Below are 20,272 nucleotides of genomic sequence, written 5' to 3' on the forward strand. Positions count from 1 at the left end.
TGAATATTTTGCTTACATCTTTGAATTTTTGTAGTAATATAAGCATTAACAGAAATTATCTCTCAATATTCTTCCTGATTAAGTTATATATACTGACATCCGATAATCAAACTATAGTCATTTCGAATTTTCGTTGCATTAGACACTTTGTCTAATTTCAAAACCGTATTTTTTACGTGTGAGAATAGGCTGAGAATAACAGGACGTTAACAGTGGGCATAGCACAGTAGAGCGAGGGGGAATAACTATGGACTGGGAGCTTGTATTAACCATTCGTGACGCTTTAAAAAGACCACTATTTGCAGAAGCCGAGGTGATCGGCGGGAAAAGCGGCCTAAGCCGTGCCATTCGCTGGGTGCATGTGCTGGAAAGTGCCAACTTCGAGACTCTGATTCATGGTGAAGAAATGATTTTGACTACGGGGATTGGTGCAAGTGTCGATCTCCCATCCTCCTTGGAGTTTATGCAGAACCTAATCGACAAAAATGCAGCTTGCCTATGTATTGAGTTAGGTACGTATTTCAGCACCATCCCGCAAGAGATGATCGACTTAGCTAACGCAAATGATTTCCCTTTGATTATCTTCACCCGCACGATTCGCTTCGTCGATATCACCCTAGACCTCCATTCCATCATCATCAATCGGCATCACCGGATGCTGCAAGAACTCGAAAGCATCTCTCGTGAATTCCACCGTCTGACCTTAACCTCACAAGGAACAGTGAAGGTGCTACAATTATTATGTAAAAGCACCCGCACACAAATCGTCTATATGCAGTTGCAAGGCAAACCCTTATTCTTCCCGGCACTTCCGCCCGAAGAGCAAACTCCCCTGCTGAATTCCTTCACCACCTTCGGTGACGAGATGGAAGGCATTCAACCAGACATCGCTCCTTACACCCGAGAATATGGACAAAAGACGATTGCAATCAAGCCTGTAGGCGCGTTGGATCAGACCTGGGCTTATATCCTGATGGTCTGCAATCACAAGCCACAGGAATTTGACTGCCTGCTGCTGGATTCCGCCTCTCTGTCCATCGCTCAGGAGCTGCTGCGGACCCGGTATATGGAGGAGCGTAAGCTCTTTTCAGAAAATCTATGGGTCGACGAGCTAATCAACGGACGCATAGAGGATGATAACCGTCTAAAGGGACTGATCGGAACTAGCTTCAACGTAGTCAATGAGCTCCCTTATCGCGTATGCCTTATCGAGATCAAGAACCCTAGAGACGTAAAATGGAACAGCTCAGAGAACGAATGGGAGTCCATCACCTTCCACCTTTCGCTCATCCTGCGTTCCATTTTCGAAAAATATTCCCTACGTCCGCTGATCACGCTCAAGAACAATCGCCTCACCGTCATTGCCCTCGACATCCAATCGAAAATGCCTGGCAAAATGCGACTTCAGCAAGCACTTGAAGCCCTGCAGAACATCCGCTCCGATGAGAAGCTCAAGGATTTGCAGCTCGTCATTGGAGTCAGCAAATCGCATAAGCGCCTAAAACGAGCCTATTCCGGTTATCAGGAAGCCCTACAGGCATTGTCGTTATACTCCTGTTACCAGAAGTCACTACTCTTCTATGAAGAGCTGGGTGTATTCCAGTTGCTGTTGAGCTTAAATGACGGAAAAACGTTACAGAACTTCATTCGCAGTTATCTCGGCCCGCTAATCGACCACGACCAAACTAAGGGCAGCGAGCTACTTCTCACCCTGCGTGTCTACCTTGATCATGATGGCTCCAAACAGATTGCCGCGCGGAATTTATTCATCGTTAGACAGTCACTGTATTATCGTCTGGACAAAATAACAGAGCTGCTAGGGGAAGACTTCATGCAGCCAGAGAACCGGATCTCCATTCAGGTCGCCCTGCGCGCCTACCAATTTCTATATCCGGAAAAAATCACTTTACCTAGCCCCCGTTCAGCACAGATTTAAAAGTATCGATAATAAATTCTATATCTTCATCCGTGGAGGATAACGGCGGGGCGAAGGTAAGCACATTGTTGAACCCAGCTACCGTATCGCCATTCTTGCCAATAATAAGTCCTTTGGATTTGCATTCAGCAATTATGCCTTTAACGATGTTCAGATCAACCGGCTTCTTACTGACCTTATCTTCAACCAGCTCAATCCCTGTCACCAAACCAAAGCTGCGGACATCACCTACAAGCTTGTGATCCAGTAACTCAGTGAACGCAGTGTTCAGTCTTTTGCCCAAAAGCTCTGCACGCTCCACCAGCTTCTCCTGCTCGATAATTTCCAGATTGCGTAACGCTAGTGCACACGAAGCCGGATTGCCACCAAAAGTATTCACATGGCGAAAATGACCATAATCATCACTAGTATCCTTGAACGCCTCATAGATATCCTTACGAACAGCAGTGGCAGATAAGGGAAGATAAGCACTGGTCAACCCCTTAGCCATCGTTACGATATCAGGCTTCACATTAAAGTTGTGATGACCAAACTTACGTCCAGAGCGTCCAAATCCACAAATCACTTCATCCATAATAAGCAGCACGCCGTGTTTGCGGCAGATTTCCTGCACCCGATCTAAATACAGCTGATGTGGCACAATAACGCCACCACCCGTAATCACAGGCTCCATGATCACCGCAGCTACTGTCTCCACGCCTTCCCAGACGATCATATCCTCTATAGACTGTGCACATTGGAGGTTGAATTCTTCTACAGACATCCCTGCCGGGCGGCGATAGCTGTCCGGGGGAGCTACATGCAGAAACCCGCCTGTCAGCGGTTCATATTTATATTTGCGTTGTGCCTGACCCGTTGCGGATAACGCACCCAGCGAACTGCCATGATATCCACGATAACGGGCAATGAATTTATGGCGATAATGCTGGCCGATTTGCTGCTGGTACTGGCGGGCCATCTTGAAAGCAGCCTCGTTGGCTTCCGATCCACTATTGGAAAAGAAAATCACATAGTCGTCTCCGAGCCATTCATTCAGCTTTTCTGCCAGCGCAATCGCCGGGAGATGACTCTGAGTCAGCGGAAAATAAGGCAGCGTCAGCAATTGATTGTAGGCTGCTTCCGCCAGCTCCTTGCGGCCGTATCCCACGTTTACACACCATAACCCAGACATCCCATCCAAAAATCGGTTGCCCTGTGTATCCGTAATCCACGACCCACTCGCCGAAGCGGCAATCATAGGCGGATTCTTTTCACTATAAGGTGTAATGTTGTGCCATAAATATTTCCGATCCTTGTTTACCGCAAGCTCACTATCATTCCCCAGACTCTGCATAACATTTTCTCCTCTCAGTAGCTCATTTTCTCTAATAACGGGCAGTGATCATCTTTTTACGCGTATAGAACTCCACCCCATCACGCCCATTGGCATGCAGGTCTCCATAGAATGATTTCTTATAACCCGAGAAGGGGAAAAAGGCCATGGGCGCAGGCACACCCAAATTCACACCCAACATCCCTGCATCAATTTCTTCCCGAAATTCACGGATCGCCTTTGCGCTATCTGTATAAATGCATGCCCCATTCGCGAATGGGGACTGATTCGTTACCGCAATCGCTTCACTCAGACTTTTCACACGAATCACAGACAATACCGGCGCAAAAATTTCATCCTTCCAGATGGTCATTCCCGGCTGTACATGATCAAATATCGTCGGCCCGATAAAATAACCCGCACCACCCGTAGCAGCATCCTTCCGCCCATCTCTCACAAGCTTGGCTGCCTCAGCTTCACCAGTCTCAATGTAATAAAGAGTCCGCTCCTTATTCGACTGGCGAATTACCGGACCCAAAAACACCCCGTCATCCGCGCCATTACCAATCTTAAGCTCATCCGCAGCCGCAGCCAGACGACCCACTAGCTCGTCAGCGATATCCTCATGAACCACTACGACCGAGCAAGCCATACACCGCTCACCTGCCGAACCAAAGGAGGCCGCAATGATATTTTTAACCGCATTGTCCAGCTCCGCATCAGGGAGCACAATCGAGTGATTCTTAGCGCCTGCCAATGCCTGAACCCGCTTCCCCTGCGCCGTCCCCGCCTTATATACATATTCCGCAACCGGCTGCGAACCGACGAACGAAATCGCCTTCACTTCATCATGCTCCAGCAGCCCATTCACAACCTCGTGCGCCCCATGTATCACATTCAGTACACCTGGAGGAAAGCCCGCTTCGGCAAATAACTCTGCCAGTCGATTAACCAGCAGCGGCGTACGCTCAGAAGGCTTCAGCACAAAGGTATTTCCACAAGCGATGGCAAGCGGAAACATCCAACAAGGAACCATCATCGGAAAATTAAACGGGGCAATCCCACCGATGACCCCCAGCGGATAGCGGTACATCCCGGATTCAATTCCGGTAGCAATATCAGGAAGCTGGCTGCCCATCATCAATGTGGGGATGCCTGCGGCAAATTCCACACATTCAATTCCACGCTGCACCTCACCTTGCGCCTCTTCCAGACTTTTGCCATTCTCCAGCGTAATCAGCTCGGCCAGCTCATTCCAATGCTTTACCAGCAGCTGTTGATATTGAAAAAAGTAGCGGGCACGACGTGGCACAGCGACCCTTTTCCACGATTGAAATGCGGCAGCCGCAGCCTCGACCGCCATACTGAGCTCTTCTTTGCTTGATATAGGTACATAGGCAATCACTTCGCCGGTCGCCGGATTGTATACCTCTTCTTCCTGTCCGGATAACGACTCTACCCAAGCTCCATTCACATAATTCTTAACCTTCTCGGCTTGCGTCACTAGGTGAGACATAGCTCGCACCTCTTTCTCTATTTCAGATGCACAGATGGACCGCTGATTATAATAGATGACCGCCAGATCAGGCGGCCATCCACTATAACATTGAGCTCAACTGGTTATTTTGCCGCCATTTCTACGATTTCGTTCGTGTAAGCCTCATCTACCTTGACCGGTTCTTTAATGACACCAAATTTTAGCGAAATATCAGCAGTTTGCTGGAACGCCGCCGCATCGGTATATCCCATCTTGGCACTGTCAAAGCCTTCAGGCAGAATCAGCTTGGCAACCTCAGTCATCATTGTCAGCTGATGTTCCTTCGTCGTACTGCCGTCTTCCGCTTGCTTCATCACACTATCCACGGCGGCTGCAGGATCAGCAATTGCATCTTTCCAGCCCTTCAGGGAGGCACGCAGAAACTTTGCCGCAGTCTCTTTGTTCTCCGCAAGCCATTTCTTATTAGCGAACAAGTTATCCTCAAGCATCGCAACGCCTTCTGTATTCATGTCGATAACATTCAGATCCTCAGCCTTAATGCCTGACTCCAACACCACTTGGTACTCGTTGTAAGTCATCGCTGAGGCCGCATCGATCTGATCGCCCAAGAACTGATCCATCGTGAACCCTTGCTTCGTAAAGCTTAGATCCTTATTCGGATCGAACTTATATTTATCGAATAACGCTAATAGTTCAAATTCGTTGCCACCCATCCAGTTACCGACTTTTTTACCCTTAAGATCAGCGGCTGAGTTGATGTCTGCCGATTTTTTGGAGACCAGGACCAATCCGCTCTTTTGATAGATTTGCGCGATCTGCACCAGTGGCATTCCCTCTTCAAGACTCGGCAGCAAGCTGGCTACCCAACCCACACCGATATCTGCGGAGCCGCCTGCCACCTGCTGTTCCGGAACGATATCAGGTCCACCCGGCAAAATTTCTACACTTAGTCCTTCTTCCTTGTAATATCCTTTATCCTGCGCCACAAAATACCCAGCGAATTGTGCCTGCGGCACCCATTTCAGCTGTAGCTTCACCGTAACTGGATCAGCCGCCGGTTCAGTAGCAGCACTTGCGTCAGGAGCTGCTGATGCTTCAGGGGCAGTCGTAGCTTCAGCTGCCGAGTTATTATTGTTGCCCCCGCAACCCGCCATTAAAGAAATACTCAACATCATCACGATTACCAACAAACCACCACGAAATTTGCGTTTTTTCCCGTTCATCAATCGAACTCCCCCTATCGTAATTTAAGTTTGTAACAAGCGTAAACGCCTTCGTCGTCCATATAAGGACGATAAGCGTTTAAGCGAGAAATATAAGGATGATGTATAGTGTGAAACTTATAAATCCTTATATTTCAAGACAGCACAGTAGGGACAATCATCGTGGTGCGTTGTATGCATACAGCCGTGGGCGGTTTCTCTCTTCCATTCCCACTATAGCTGGATGTAATGAGGGTGAGATTAAGTACGCTGCGACGGATGCCACTTAATGAATACTTTCTCCAGCCGCTCAACCACTAAATAGAAGAGCACGCCTGCAATTGCAGCCAGCACAATACAGGACCAGCCCAGTGGCATTTTGGCAACTTTAATGGAATTGGAGAGCAGGTACCCAAGCCCTTTTGAGGAAAAGAAGAATTCGCCGACAATCGCCCCAATCATACTCGCCGTCGCGTTGATCTTCAGTGCTGTAAATACATAGGGTAAGCTATTGCGAATCCGCAGATAACGAAACACTGCCGGTTTACCTGCCGCATAGGAATGCATCAGATCCAGCGCCAATGGATCGATCGCCGCCATGCCTTTATAGGCGTTGATCGCCATCGCAGCCATTGTAGTTGCCGTTACTATGGCAATCCGCGAGCCTATCCCATCCCCGAACCACAGATTCATAATGGGCGCGAGGGCGACGATGGGCACAGCATTTAGAGCAGCAACCAAAGTTAAACTTCCACTTCCCCAGCGCGGCCAAGCTGTAGCAGCTAAAGCGATCAGAAATCCGATAGCAGAACCAACCAACATTCCCAGCACAGCCTCAGTAAGGGTGTATCCGGTATAGGATAGCAACATGCTGAAATTATCCCTCATGGTCGTGGCAATTGCTGTGGGCAACGGCAGCTGATATTTCTTCAGATCAAAGATCTTATGAAAGAATTCGAACTCCCATAGCCCAAGAAACAACACCCCCGCCAATACAGGCAGCAGCACCCCAGCACTTAATACCCTCTTTAGGCCATGCGAGCCGCCCTTACGCTTGGCAATTACCGCAGGCTTCGAGCCTGTTGCAACATTCTTCTGCGTAGCGGTTAATACCGGCTGGGCCACCTCTTTACTAGTAGAGCCTATAAATGAAGCCTCCCGAACGGAGCCCGTTTCCATTAGCGGCTACCTCCTTTCGGTCGAAGTTCAGGCTGCCACGGCGCCACCAAACGTTCTATCAGACTGATCAACCAGTAACTTGCAATCCCCAACAAAGCGCCGACAATCACCGTAGACCAGAACATATAGGTATGGGAGCTGCCATAGTAGAGATTACGCAGCATGATTACGCCAATCCCGTGCTGCGCACCCATGAGCTCTACCAGGATAGCACCAGTCACTGCGAGCGGAGCAGCAATCTTAAGCCCTCCGAACAAACCCGGCAGGGCCGCTGGGAACCTGAGTTTCCAATAGACTGCCCACGGCTTCGCAGCGTAAGAATGCATTAATTCCAGCGCGGAAGGATCCACACTTCGCAAGCCGCGCAGCATATTGAGAGCCACTGGGAAGAATGTAATATAACCCGAAATAATAATCCGTGAAGTCTGCTCATCTCTCACAATCCCATAAATGATCGGCGCCAGCCCCAAGATCGGAATCATCTGCGAGGCGATAGCGTAGGGGAAAGTTAACTGCTCTATCGTCTTCGACAAGCTCATTAACACCGCCAGTGAAGCACCAGCCACCGCACCAATCAGGAAGCCAACACCAGCATTGCCAAAGGTGGCAGCCCCCTCCTTCAGAAGCGTGCCACTATACTTCCACAGCGTGGATAGCACCTCATGAACGTAGGGCAACTTGGACTGAGCTAACGGTGTCTCCACTACATGGAGCAGCATCCAGGAGGTTCCTTCCCAAACTAGCAGCAAACCAAATATCCAGACAAACAACGGCAGCAGGCGCCCCCGTACAAAGATACTGCCCCCTTTCATCCCTACACCCCTTCAAAGCTGTCGCGAATACTTGCGATCAGTTCGAAAAACTCTGGGCTGTTTCTCATTTCCGCCGTTCGCGGACGTGGCAGAGAAATTTCAACCACGGCGGATAAGCGACCTGGATGCGGGGAAAGGACAAACACCCGGTCAGAGAGGAATATCGACTCAGGAATACTATGTGTTACGAAGACAATCGTGTTCTGCACCTTGCTCCAGACAGATAACAACTCTTCGTTCAGACGCTCACGTGTAAACTCATCCAGGGCAGAGAACGGTTCATCCATCAGTAGAATTTCCGGCTCCATCGATAGCGCTCTGGCAATCGCTACTCTTTGCTGCATCCCCCCACTGAGCTGCCAAGGGTATTTATCCGCAAAGCTCTGCAAGCCCACTAGATCAAGAAGCTCCAGCGCCCTCTCTTCACGGATCGACTTTTTAACTCCCATCAGTTCCAGCGGCAATGTGATGTTATGCTTCACCTTCCGCCAGTCATACAGCACAGGACTTTGAAAAACAATGCCATATTTCTGCGCCAGCCTTGCCTCTTTAGCACTTTTTCCAGCGACTACAATGTTCCCGCCCGTTGGTGCGATGAGATCGGCCATCAGTCTCAAAAGCGTTGTTTTGCCACATCCTGAAGGTCCGAGCAGTGAGACGAACTCCCCCTTTGCAATATCAAGACTCACCTGATGCAGTGCAAGCACTTCCGCAGCTTCTGCCCTATAGCGCATTTCAACATTTTCCAGCTGAATTTCAGGAATATTTGTCGCGAGTAATGACATCCTCAGCCCCCCTTATCAAAATAAGCTATGCAATTAATGTTAATTAATCTGACTCATTAGAGAGTGTGTCGAGTTAAAATCCTCTGTTGTGTAGTATTAACTAACATGTTACACGCTGCTCACTGGACTCTCATTAGACAATTAGTAAAATAGCTCCCGCTAAATCACGTCATTTTGTCTAGGGGGACATTTATTCGAGTTTCAAATGAAGTGATTTTTAAATATTTGTAGATATGTGGTAATATTTATCCATATCTTTCCTTAGTAGGAGACAATAGACCCATGGGATCTGTAATTTCGAATTATATTGTTATTGTGGCTATATCTGGTGTCCTGAGCGTTTTACTAGCCCTTTTCGCCTATTATAAAAAAACGGATTTCTTAGGAATTAGAGCCTTTGTTATAAGCTCCTTCACTTCCGCGATTTATACCTTCGGCTTCGCACTAGAACTATCGGGCAAAACACTGGAGGAAATGAGTTTTTGGATTAAAGTAGAGTACCTGGGGATGCCTTTTATAGCGCCCGCCAGCCTTATTATGGTGATGCATTTCGTAGGGCTGGAAAGTCTAATTAAAAAGGGCATGCGAGCAGCGCTGTATATCATACCGTTCATCACAACACTGATGGTGTGGACCAATGATTACCACCACCTCTTCTATAAATCCATTTATTTGCGAGACAATACGCCCTCCCCACTCGTTGATGTAGTGATGGGACCTTGGTATATCGTTCACGGCAGCTTTACTTTTGGCTGTCTACTGGCAGCTATCTGCCTTATGTTATGGCAGTGGAACCGGATGAAACGGGTATACCGGAGACAAATCTTTACCATTCTAATTGGACTAAGCCTTCCAACGTTAGGCTCTTTTTTATATTTAATGGGCCTGACTCCCTACGGGATGGACCCCGTTCCCATCATTATGAGTATCACTTCCACCCTATATATCTGGGCTATCCTATCAAGAGGTATGCTAACAGCTGCGCCTATCGCCCGTGAGAATCTGTTCGAAAGCATGCGAGATGGGGTGCTTGTCACCGATCGTTCGGACATGCTCGTCGATTACAATCGCGCAGCCGCGGATATGATAGAAGGACTTAATTCCTCAGCGATTGGTAAACCGCTGGCTCAACTGTTTCTTAATGCCGGCAAAGATGCCTTGTCCTATGTTATGGATACAGAGCCACTGCTACGCGAAGAACGGGAAGTTGCTTGGATCAAAGGAGACGAGATTTGTTACTACCAAATTCGGTCCTCTCCCGTACAGAAACAAGGGGGATACTTAGCAGGACAAATGATCATGCTGATTGACGTAACTGAACGAATACTGCTTCAAGATAAGCTGCGTCAATTGGCTACGATGGATAGTCTGACGGCGATTTATAACCGTACCTATTTTTTGGAGCTGAGCCGAGGGCTTCTTGTTCAGGCCGCGAGCAATCGGAGTTCACTATCGATTATTTTGCTGGATGTAGACTTCTTCAAAAGCATTAATGATCGATTCGGACATCAATATGGAGATCAAGCCCTTCAGCACATTGTCGAGGTATGCAACAGACATATCCGGGAGGGTGACATCTTCGGACGTTATGGCGGTGAGGAATTTGTGATCTGTTTGCCAGATACGTCACTGAAGCAAGCCGCACAACTCTGCGAAACTATCCGCGCAGATATTGAACAAAGTGTCTTGTATACGCTCATCGGGTCCATTAACGTGACTGCCAGCTTCGGAGTAGTAGAAGCCCTAAGTCCTAAAGCCACTCTAGAAGAGCTACTGTCAGAGGCTGATCATGCTCTGTACAGTTCCAAACGAAACGGACGCAACGCTGTCCACCTCTCCCAGAGATCAGAAATTACACTTTTCAAGCCTATATAAATCGCATCTTTGTCCCTCCTAACGCATTCATCAGCCTGCCTTATTTTTCATAGTCTGTTTTTACGTTTAATAAGAGTTATCTGAAAATCTAATCAGAGTGTAGAAAAAATTCGCTTTATGGATATGGAGGCGCAAGAAATAATGAGGAACCATACAATGATGCAATTTTTTGAATGGCATGTTGCTGCGGATGGGAAACACTGGGATCGCCTAAAAGAAACAGCTTCCGCACTAAAAGCCGTAGGCATTGATTCTGTTTGGGTACCTCCTGTGACAAAGGCCGTCTCCGCCGACGATACAGGCTATGGCGTGTATGATCTTTACGATCTGGGCGAATATGACCAAAAAGGTACGGTACGCACCAAATATGGCACCAAACAAGCACTGATTGAAGCCATTTCGGAATGTCAAAAAAACGGCATTGCCGTGTACGTTGATTTGGTCATGAATCACAAGGCAGGAGCGGATGAAAAGGAAGTCTTCCAGGTGATCGAGGTCGACCCTAATGACCGGATGAAAGAAATCTCCAAGCCTTTCGAGATTGAGGGCTGGACTAAATTCACCTTCCCCGGCCGCGGTGATGAACACTCTTCCTTTAAATGGAATCACAATCATTTTAACGGCACAGACTTCGACGCCAAGTCGGGGCGAACTGGCGTATTCCGTATCGCAGGCGAGAATAAAACATGGAACCAGAATGTTGACGACGAGTTCGGCAACTACGATTATCTAATGTTTGCAAATATTGATTACAGTCATCCAGAAGTCAAAAAAGAAATGATCCAATGGGGAAAATGGCTGGTGGACACGCTCCACTGCAGCGGCTTTCGCTTAGATGCCATCAAGCATATCAACCATGAGTTTGTGAAACAATTCGCGGTAGAAATGTTTAATAAATGTGAGAAGGATTTCTATATCGTGGGTGAGTTCTGGAATTCGGATTTAGAATCCTGCCGACAATTTCTAAATACCGTCGATTATAAGATCGACCTCTTCGATGTCTCCCTTCACTACAAGCTGCATTCAGCTTCCTTGGGGGGGAGAAACTTTGATTTAACCAAAATCCTCGACGACACACTGGTGCAGACCCATCCTACTAATGCTGTGACATTCGTTGATAATCATGATTCTCAACCCCATGAAGCTCTGGAATCTTGGGTAGATGATTGGTTTAAGCAAAGTGCTTATGCACTTATCCTACTGCGACGCGATGGATATCCGGTTGTCTTTTATGGCGATTATTATGGAATTGAAGGTCCTACACCTGTACCAGGTAAAAAAGATGCCATTGATCCGCTATTATACACCCGCTATCACAAGGCTTATGGTGAACAGAAGGATTATTTCGATCATCCCAACACGATTGGCTGGACGCGACTCGGCGTGAAAGACATCGAGCGCTCTGGTTGTGCGGTTGTGATTAGTAACGGTGAGAACGGCCAAAAAAGAATGTTCGTAGGGGAACAACGCGCGGGTGAAGCCTGGGTAGATTTCACCCATAATCACAAGGCGACTATAACGATTGAAAAAGATGGCTGGGCGACCTTCCCGGTCAACGGTGGCAGCGTATCTATCTGGGCTCTGCCTGATAAAAAAGTCGACGAAAAATAAGGGTTGTGTTACTCAAAATAGATGAGGTTGCTCTCGAAAGTAGTGAATGCTGCTTACGGGGCAGCCTCATCTATTTTATGGAATAGTCCAAGTAAAGACCTCACTTAACCATTAAACCTTTTCAGATTGGGTGATGATGGCAGACGATGATGAGAATATGCAGCGGGGATGTGCGGTGGGTGTTTTTGCGGTGGGCGGAGTGAGTTTAACAGTAATTAGGGAAAAGCTCCCTAAAAATATTCGATATTCGCTTATAATCAACGAAATTAGGGAATTCCTCCCTAAAAATTAGGGTAATGCCTTGATTTCCCACCAAATCAGATGAATTTTAGGGATATTTCCCCTAATTATTCTTATGACCAGTAATTTTAGAATTTCAGGGATGTTTCACTCAAACCATCATTTGAAACTTCAATTAACCTTCAACGCAAAAAAAGGGTCGTACCCAAGTAGCTAAAACTACTTTGAGACGGCACCCTCTTCTTTAGTTAGGCCAATGTACATAGAGACTCCACGCACGCCTCACTCTATTCCTCCGCCCTTGGATGGCGGGATACTAACCTCACCAGATCGAGCGTTAAGATCGGCAATGCTATGGAAGCCGGATAAGCCAAGTAACGCGGTTCCCACTCCGGGCTGAATTTTTCTTTATAGCGGCGAAGTCCGACAAAGCCGTACCAATGCCCCCCTCTTTTAAATACGAGATGAGCCAGCTTCTCCTCTTTCAAGGCCCCAGCATTCTCACCCACACTGGACAGCGGGGCATTACCTAGATTGAATCGATGATATCCCTTAGATTTCGCCCATTCTAGCAAACGAACAAATAAATAATCCATCGTTCCGTTCGGCACATTCTTTCGATGGCGCATCAAATCAATCGATAAGGTCATACCCTGATCATACCCATTTGCAATAGAAGCAAATGCCAGTATCGTCCCTTGGGCATTTCGCAGGAGCACGATTGGAGCCAGCTGCAGATAGGCCTCGTTAAACCAACCCAGCGAATACCCTTTTTCGGTGCGCCCATTCAACCATTCGTTCGAAACGGATCGCAGCTCTCGTAGTAAATCTTCAGCGTGCGGTGCTTCTACAACTTCGAATGCATAGCCTTCCCGTTCAAAACGGTTGCATACGCTTCGCAAATCACTGTTCTTTTTGCCACTGAGCGTAAAGGTATCGAGCATTACTAATGCCTCTTCCCCCAGCTTAAAAAAGCGATATCCCTGCTCATGATAGATCGATAAGAAATCAGGTGTGGCCTGATAAAAAACTACGACCAGACCGTACTTATCTGCAGCTTGTCTAAATTCACTGATTGCCTCATTCATGAGACTTCTCTCTCCCAAAGGATCACCAAGGACTACAAGCTTATCCCTAACCCTAGCGAAAGCGAGCAGCACCTTGCCTTCTTGCGCCCAGAAGAAGCTTTTATCACCCAAAAACAACATATGAGTTAAGGCATTGCCTCGAACTTCACCTAGAAAGTTTTTCAGCCTTGCCATATCAAAATTTCCGAATAACTCCTCCGGTTTACGATGGGGTCTAAGGGTGATCACCAAAGTAAGAATGATCCAAGAGAAAGCTAGTCCCCCTACGGCTGTAAAAGCAACATGACTATGCCGTTGTAGCCACTCTGGCTCTACACCGGGCGGGAGGTGCTTCAGAAATCCACGATGTACATGGCTGCCCAATAGATAGTAGCTTAGGGCAATTACTGAAGTAAGCGCAAGCCACCAAATCGTACTCTGTCTGCTTACGGGAGCACTGATCCGGTAGAACCGAGATCTGGAGATCCACAGAATGAGTGCAACGAGGAGTAGAAACAGCGCCTCTTCATAATCAAAGCCTTTAGCCACCGCAAACACAGACCCGGAAAACAATAAAATGCTGGTCCAGATGTACGCGCTACGAACCCGTAATGTAATGCCTCTCGACAACAAAATGAGCATAAAGCCAATAAGTACAGATAAATGATGTGAGAGCTGCATGATCGAGAATGACAATATTTCCTCTGTAATCTTCAGTCTGTACAACAATCCGGGCGTAGCTGTTGATAGTAAGAGAATAAGCCCGCTAGCTAGTACAAGCTTGCCTAGAGCCCACACACCAAGATCGCTCAGAAAGGTATACTGACCCGGCCAACCCCAAATTCTCTGCCAAATGTTAAGAGCGGGTTCGAACCCTGGAGCTGAACGATCTTGACCCTTTTTTCCCTGCAGACCAAATTCCAGTGCCGCCAGCACCAATCCGATCAGCCATGGAATGAGATAATAGAACAATCTAAAAATAACAAGCACTGCCATGGCCTGATCACTTTTGAATCCAAGCTGCGTAAGACCCAGCAATGCAATAAGGTCAAAAGCACCGATACCACCAGGCGCCATACTCAAGATGCCTGCGATGGCAGCAATCGTAAAGATGCCGAATATGGCTGGAAAGTGTACCTCGTGCAAAAGATGACTACTGATTGTCCAAAACGTTACGCCAGCAAAACTCCATTCCAGAAAGGAGGCACCTACAGAGGAAACTACTGTAAGCCAGGGTGTTCTACCTTGTCCCCGATTAATCCACTTTGCATAAAGAGCAGAGCGCTGTACAAACACAAAAAACGGCAAATAAAGCGCCATCCCCCATACCGCAAATACTAACCAATGATGTTCTTCCAGCAATGCCGTTGCCGGGAGTAAACCAAAAATATTTGCCCAAGAAAGTAAAGATAACCCGGTAATCATGAGTGGTGATAAAAAAACGATTGCCGGCGTTAGGACGGAAGTTGACACTCCGCTTTTTTTGTACATCAACGTCCTTAAACCCACTCCAGCCAGACCTGCAAAACCAATTAAATTATTAAATGTATTAGCTATCCAAGCATAACGGAAGGTGTCCCACAGCCCTACTTTTAAACGAAAATGTGCTCGTATCAAATAATCATAAGCACTCATTACAGCTACTGCGAGAAGTGCAAATCCGATCATTTGCAAAACGGCAGATGTAGGCACTCTTCTTAGCTCACGCATAATAAGTCCTAAATGAACCTGCTTCAGCTCATGTTGCCCCTCCCAATACACCAGCGCTATGATAGCTACTGGAAAGAGAGCTCTCACCGCCCGAATCCGATAGATGGATAAGAACAGCCTTACAATTTTGAATCTTTCTAATGTTTGTTGTTTTGATTGCATTAGGCCACCTACCCTTACCGCCGACACACGTTGTGCTAGACAATTTTTACAACCATTTCATTATAACAATTATTGGAATAAAAAACCCATGATAATCAACACCTACTACATTAGACTGCCAGCACAGCCCTAATCCCTGCAATAGTTAAAGAATGTTAATGAAATTCTATTTAGCTAAGGAACATTGAGACTGTAGTTTACACATAAAATTGTACAACAAAAAGGACATCCCTCACGGCAAAGGATGTCCTCTCTGTTATGTAGCACGGGTTTAATTAGCGTTTATACTCGAATATCAAATGTGCCTTTACTATCCGTTGTTGCGGTAGCTATCTCTTGCGGACTTGCTGCAGCAAGCGTATTGTTCGCAGGTTTGGCAGGTGCCTCTACAACACTGCTAGCGGAGGAAGTACTGCTCTGAGACTTCTGCGAGATTTGTGCCTCGATGATCTTAATCTGTTGCTCAATTTGCTTCGTTTTCGTTTCCTTGGTCTTGTCATCGTCTGAGCTGGCATTAATCTTGTCCAGTTCTGCTCCCAGTTTCGCTTTTTGTTTCTCAAGCGTACTGGTATCTGTAGTGCTAGATGTCGAGGTAGTATACGATGTGGAACCTGAGACTGCTGATATACTCATGGTTATCCCTCCCTTCCTTACCTCCAATATAATCCTTTTGCAAGTAAGGAACGTTAAGACCCGCTGAAAGTTTGCTGAAAGTACTACTTGCCAGGTTACAATGATAGACCGCTAGGAGCTTGCTTTTCCTCGTCTAACAAGCAGCAGATAAGATAGAATCGAGAGAATTCCCGTACATGCCATCACAATCGCCATCGGAAGTGCGGACTCAACGCCACCAAGACCCACAAGTGGCGCTACACAGCTACCTAGCAACAGGGGGATTAATCCGATTAATGCCGAGGCACTGCCTGCAGTTTCACCTTGATCTTGCATCGCCAGTGAGAAGCTGGTCGCTCCGACAATCCCTACACTGGAGACAACCGCAAATAGACAGATCAGAATAGGAATCAATCCTCCTCCTACTAGAACCGTCAGCAGTAGCAAGATGCCCCCTATCGTACAGAGCAATAGTCCACTGAGTAACAGCTTAGTCTCACTTACCTTTCCAGCAAGTCTACCGGCAATTTGGCCAGTAATAATAATCCCAATCCCATTCACTGCAAAGATCAGACTATATACCTGCGGGGTAACCGCAAAAATATTTTGCAATACAAAAGAAGAACCTGAGATATACGCGAACATAGATGCTGTAACGAAACCTTGAGACAAGGCATAACCCATAAACTTACGATTGCCCAGCAATACCCGGAAGGTAAGCAGTGTACCCTTCAGTCCACTCTTAGAGCGTCGCTCCTTCGGCAGCGTTTCCGGCAAGCGCAATAAAATAGTTAAACAAAAAATAATTCCGGCAGCAAATAATACGAGGAATATCCCTTGCCATGTAGTCACCCTTAACAGCTGGCCCCCAATAACCGGAGCTAATATCGGTCCGAGACCATTCACAATCATCAATAGTGAGAAGAACTTCGTGAGTTCAGAGCCACTATATAAATCACGAACAGCCGCTCTAGAGACAACCACCCCCACTGAACCAGCAAGACCTTGAATAAACCGCAATACGATCAGCAGTCCAATCGAAGGACTAAAAGCACATAGCACTGAGGAAACGGCGTAGATGAACATGCCTATAAGAAGCGGACGACGGCGGCCGTATACATCACTCAGCGGTCCAGCGACCAACTGACCTGAAGCAAGCCCCAGCAAAAAGAAGGTCAGACTAAGCTGCACTAAAGCAGCCGTCGTACCGAAATCCGCGACAAGCGTAGGCAGTGCCGGCAAATACATATCAATCGACAACGGGCCGATTGTTGTAATGGAGCCGAGAATCACAGCCAGCTGTAATCTCTGCTTCCGTGAGGGTCCATCTGAGGCAAGCTTATTCCCATTTTGAATTCCAATCATAATCCTTACTTCAACCTTTCTAAAGCAACCCTTGGGCCTTTTTTGTATTCTTCATACTAACGTAAAGGAAGTGAATTGATCAATCCTTTTATGGAGGGTTATAGGTGCCTGTATAACAAGAATAACCGCCATTCGGCGGTTATTCTGATTGTTTTATGCATTTGTAGATGTGCTGCGCATTTGCAACCAATCTCTAGCGGCTTCAGCCTCAGCAACACTCAGGCGATGACCTTGATTCCCCCAGTGTGTTGTAACCTCTGCGCCTGCCTTCTGTAAAATAATCTCCAAATCCTCAGTCTCCGATGAAGCGATAAGCGGATCATTTGTGCCCGCTCCAATGAAGATAGATACTCCCTCCAGCGAAGGAAGTGTAATATTCCGAAGCGGTACCATCGGATGCAGTAGAATTGCAGCGCGGAAAACATCCTTATAATGGAACAGCAGGCTGCCTGCAATGTTCGCACCGTTAGAGTAACCTACGGCTACCAGATTGTTGGCATCGAAGCCGTATTGTGCTGCGGCTTCATCCAGAAACTGCTTGATCTCGTGAGTACGGAAGATTAGATCTGCTTCATCGAATACCCCTTCAGCTAACCGTCGGAAGAACCTCGGCATACCATTCTCCAGCACATTCCCTCTGATGCCTAGCACCGATGAATCAGGAGATAACAACCCGGCAAGCGGCAGCAAGTCCTGCTCATTGCCTCCAGTACCGTGAAATAATACAAGCGTGGGTTTCGTTACATCTTTACCTTTATGGAATACATGAATCATCCCTGCTTCACCTCAATTTCTCTTATTTGAATAGGACTTAAATTTTCTTCGATAGCCGCACGATGCGGTTCATACCAAGAAGGCAGCATCAATTTCTCGCCCAGAGCATCCGGTGCCTCATCTCGAGCAAAGCCTGGAGGGTCTGTAGCAATCTCGAAGAGGATCCCCCCTCTTTCACGGAAATAGATCGCATTGAAGTATTGGCGGTCTTGAACCGGTGTTGGATGATGTCCATGGCTCTGTACATGTTGCCCCCATTCCAGCTGCTCAGCATCATCTTTTGCACGCCAAGCAATATGGTGAACCGTACCTGTACCTCCCGCACCTAGCGGGATTGGCGTTGTCTTCAGATCAATAATATTACCCAAATCGCCAGTGGTTCTGTAACGACTATATCCGTCTCCATCCGCGATATGCTCCATTCCCATCGTATGGACAAGCGTCTCTGCCGTTTGCAGCGGATTGTTGCTGTAGAGCACAGCGCCACCGAACCCTTTGATCGCATGCTCGGTAGGAACCCCTCCGAAAGACCACTTACTAAGCGCTCCTTCCTCACGTTCCACAAGGTCAATACGCAAACCGTCATAATCAGTGAAGGATAGATAGGTTTCCGAGATTCTATTGCTGAGGGTGACCGAAATTTGATATGCAGCAAGACGTTGTTTCCAGAATGCCAAAGAGCCCACAGGTATTGCATAAGTGGTTACACCGACCTGTCCAGCGCCGATTCTACCTTTACGCCCCACGGAAGATGGAAAGAATGTAATTATCGTCCCCGGTGCACCCTGTTCGTTCCCAAAATATAAATGATAAACTTCCGGAGCGTCAAAATTAATCGTTTTCTTCACCAGCCGTAGTCCTAAAATACCGGCATAAAAATCAACATTACGCTGAGCATCGCCAACAAAAGCTGTAATATGGTGGATTCCTGCAGTTTGAAGTGTCATTATTATAAACCCCCTTCTTAGTTAAAAATCAAGGCATCCAGAGAAATCGAACCCGGCCCCGTAAGTGCTATACCTACCGCAACCACAAGTACTGTGAGTGGAAACTCAATACCATTTGCAGTAGACCAGAAGCCATTTGGCGCATGAACCTTAATGATGGCTCCAAGCATCGTAGCAGCGATTAACACTGCTGCAACAGGAGTTAGTAGCCCTGCCGCGAACATAAATCCACCCGCCAGCTCTAGAATGCCTGCCAATACCGCCATTGTAACCCCTGGTTTAATGCCGATGGACTCCATCCAGCCGCCTGTACCCTTCGGTCCATAACCACCAAACCATCCAAACAGCTTCTGAGCACCATGTCCTATGAACGCAATTCCGATCACTAATCTCATCAATAATATCCCTGCACTTATCATTTCTATCCACTCCAATTTCCTTTGATTTAATTATCTTAACATTAAGATATATGATAAATTTTTTTGTCTACCAGCGGCAAGAAGCAGCGAACTGCTTCTAACCTTATAGAAGCGCTCTTCCTAATGATATTTCAGCGCTCTATACACCTTTACCTAACTTCTTCAGTAAATCGATAGCCTGGCCCTTCTCTTCCTTATCCAGTCCATGCATCAGATCATGAATCGAAGCCACATGACGCGGGAAAATCTTATCGAACAGCTCACGCCCTGCATCCGTAATCTCCGCATAGGTCACGCGTCTGTCCTCGCTACACGGCACACGTTTCAGCAGACCTTTCTTCTCCAGCTTGTCGATATTATAGGTGATGCTTCCACTCGTAACGAGAATCTTCTCTCCAATCTGTTGTAGTGGAATACGGGTCCGGTGATACAGCACCTCAAGCACCATGAATTCGGCAGATGCCAGCCCGTAACTCTTCATATCCTTCACAGCTTGATCCATCAAGCTTCTGTAAGCCTTAGACAATACAACAAATAACTTTAAAGAAGACGCCTGATCCATCTCCGTAGTATTCTCAGTATTAAGAACATTCTCTTCGGTATTACTCATCATTCCCACCTCCAGTTTGACAGCGATGTTGTTCAATATAAAGTAAATGTCTTTACATTAAATATCTTTAAGTTAAGATAACTATACTTCCTCACACTATCTTTGTCAACCTTGCCACTCCAAAAAGATAACATAAGGTGCTTAACGAGCTGTTAA

Annotated in this window: 16 protein-coding genes; 3 read left to right on the forward strand and 13 right to left on the reverse strand. The window is 47.0% G+C overall.

The features are described 5' to 3' along the window. The first annotated feature begins 247 nt into the window (after nt 1-247). Nucleotides 248-1,936 carry a PucR family transcriptional regulator gene (locus ACWNM1_RS00750; RefSeq protein ID WP_449599177.1) on the forward strand — a complete coding sequence of 563 codons (1,689 nt, stop codon included), beginning with the start codon at nt 248-250 and terminating at the stop codon, nt 1,934-1,936. On the opposite strand, the gene ACWNM1_RS00755 is transcribed toward ACWNM1_RS00750, so the two are convergent. The 6 genes from ACWNM1_RS00755 to ACWNM1_RS00780 form a co-directional block, all read right to left on the reverse strand. Continuing rightward, nucleotides 1,911-3,269, reverse strand: a complete 1,359-nt coding sequence (locus ACWNM1_RS00755) for an aminotransferase (protein ID WP_449599178.1) — start codon at nt 3,267-3,269, stop codon at nt 1,911-1,913. The genes ACWNM1_RS00750 and ACWNM1_RS00755 overlap by 26 nt on opposite strands. 31 nt (nt 3,270-3,300) lie before the next feature. After that, entirely contained in the window at nt 3,301-4,764 is a 1,464-nt protein-coding gene (locus ACWNM1_RS00760) for a CoA-acylating methylmalonate-semialdehyde dehydrogenase (RefSeq protein ID WP_449599179.1), read from the reverse strand. Between the two features lie 104 nt (nt 4,765-4,868). Next, on the reverse strand, nt 4,869-5,969 hold the full coding sequence (locus ACWNM1_RS00765; protein ID WP_449599180.1) for an ABC transporter substrate-binding protein: 1,101 nt from the start codon (nt 5,967-5,969) through the stop codon (nt 4,869-4,871). A gap of 240 nt (nt 5,970-6,209) precedes the next feature. Next, complete coding sequence (locus ACWNM1_RS00770) at nt 6,210-7,127, reverse strand: ABC transporter permease (protein WP_449599181.1); 918 nt, start codon at nt 7,125-7,127, stop codon at nt 6,210-6,212. Beyond that, on the reverse strand, nt 7,127-7,939 hold the full coding sequence (locus ACWNM1_RS00775; protein WP_449599182.1) for an ABC transporter permease: 813 nt from the start codon (nt 7,937-7,939) through the stop codon (nt 7,127-7,129). The genes ACWNM1_RS00770 and ACWNM1_RS00775 overlap by 1 nt, the downstream gene beginning before the upstream one ends. A 2-nt stretch (nt 7,940-7,941) precedes the next feature. After that, nucleotides 7,942-8,724 (reverse strand): ABC transporter ATP-binding protein, encoded by a 783-nt coding sequence (locus ACWNM1_RS00780; protein WP_449599183.1) that lies wholly within the window; start codon nt 8,722-8,724, stop codon nt 7,942-7,944. A 282-nt stretch (nt 8,725-9,006) separates the two neighbouring features. Here ACWNM1_RS00780 and ACWNM1_RS00785 point away from each other — a divergent pair, with 282 nt between their 5' ends. Next, entirely contained in the window at nt 9,007-10,599 is a 1,593-nt protein-coding gene (locus tag ACWNM1_RS00785; protein WP_449599184.1) for a histidine kinase N-terminal 7TM domain-containing diguanylate cyclase, read from the forward strand. A 138-nt stretch (nt 10,600-10,737) separates the two neighbouring features. Next, entirely contained in the window at nt 10,738-12,210 is a 1,473-nt protein-coding gene (locus ACWNM1_RS00790) for an alpha-amylase (RefSeq protein ID WP_449599397.1), read from the forward strand. 527 nt (nt 12,211-12,737) lie between these two features. Here the strand turns inward: ACWNM1_RS00790 and mprF are convergent. The 7 genes from mprF to ACWNM1_RS00825 form a co-directional block, all read right to left on the reverse strand. Then, the gene (gene mprF, locus ACWNM1_RS00795) at nt 12,738-15,389 is read right to left on the reverse strand and encodes a bifunctional lysylphosphatidylglycerol flippase/synthetase MprF (RefSeq protein WP_449599185.1); all 2,652 of its coding nucleotides are present in this window, start codon (nt 15,387-15,389) and stop codon (nt 12,738-12,740) included. 282 nt (nt 15,390-15,671) lie between these two features. After that, entirely contained in the window at nt 15,672-16,022 is a 351-nt protein-coding gene (locus ACWNM1_RS00800) for a FlxA-like family protein (RefSeq protein WP_449599186.1), read from the reverse strand. 111 nt (nt 16,023-16,133) lie between these two features. Then, nucleotides 16,134-17,366: a multidrug effflux MFS transporter gene (locus tag ACWNM1_RS00805; RefSeq protein ID WP_449599188.1), complete on the reverse strand. Its 1,233-nt coding sequence runs from the start codon at nt 17,364-17,366 to the stop codon at nt 16,134-16,136. A 153-nt stretch (nt 17,367-17,519) separates the two neighbouring features. Beyond that, nucleotides 17,520-18,140 carry an alpha/beta hydrolase gene (locus ACWNM1_RS00810; protein WP_339799300.1) on the reverse strand — a complete coding sequence of 207 codons (621 nt, stop codon included), beginning with the start codon at nt 18,138-18,140 and terminating at the stop codon, nt 17,520-17,522. After that, the gene (locus ACWNM1_RS00815; RefSeq protein WP_449599190.1) at nt 18,137-19,087 is read right to left on the reverse strand and encodes a ring-cleaving dioxygenase; all 951 of its coding nucleotides are present in this window, start codon (nt 19,085-19,087) and stop codon (nt 18,137-18,139) included. The genes ACWNM1_RS00810 and ACWNM1_RS00815 overlap by 4 nt, the downstream gene beginning before the upstream one ends. Nucleotides 19,088-19,104: 17 nt before the next feature. After that, a complete protein-coding gene (locus ACWNM1_RS00820; protein WP_449599192.1) occupies nt 19,105-19,506 on the reverse strand; it encodes a DoxX family protein in 402 nt (133 codons plus the stop codon). A 139-nt stretch (nt 19,507-19,645) separates the two neighbouring features. Continuing rightward, nucleotides 19,646-20,119, reverse strand: coding sequence for a MarR family winged helix-turn-helix transcriptional regulator (locus ACWNM1_RS00825; RefSeq protein WP_449599193.1), 474 nt, complete (start codon nt 20,117-20,119; stop codon nt 19,646-19,648). Nucleotides 20,120-20,272: the final 153 nt, after the last annotated feature.

The sequence above is a fragment of the Paenibacillus sp. Marseille-Q9583 genome, from assembly GCF_976954365.1.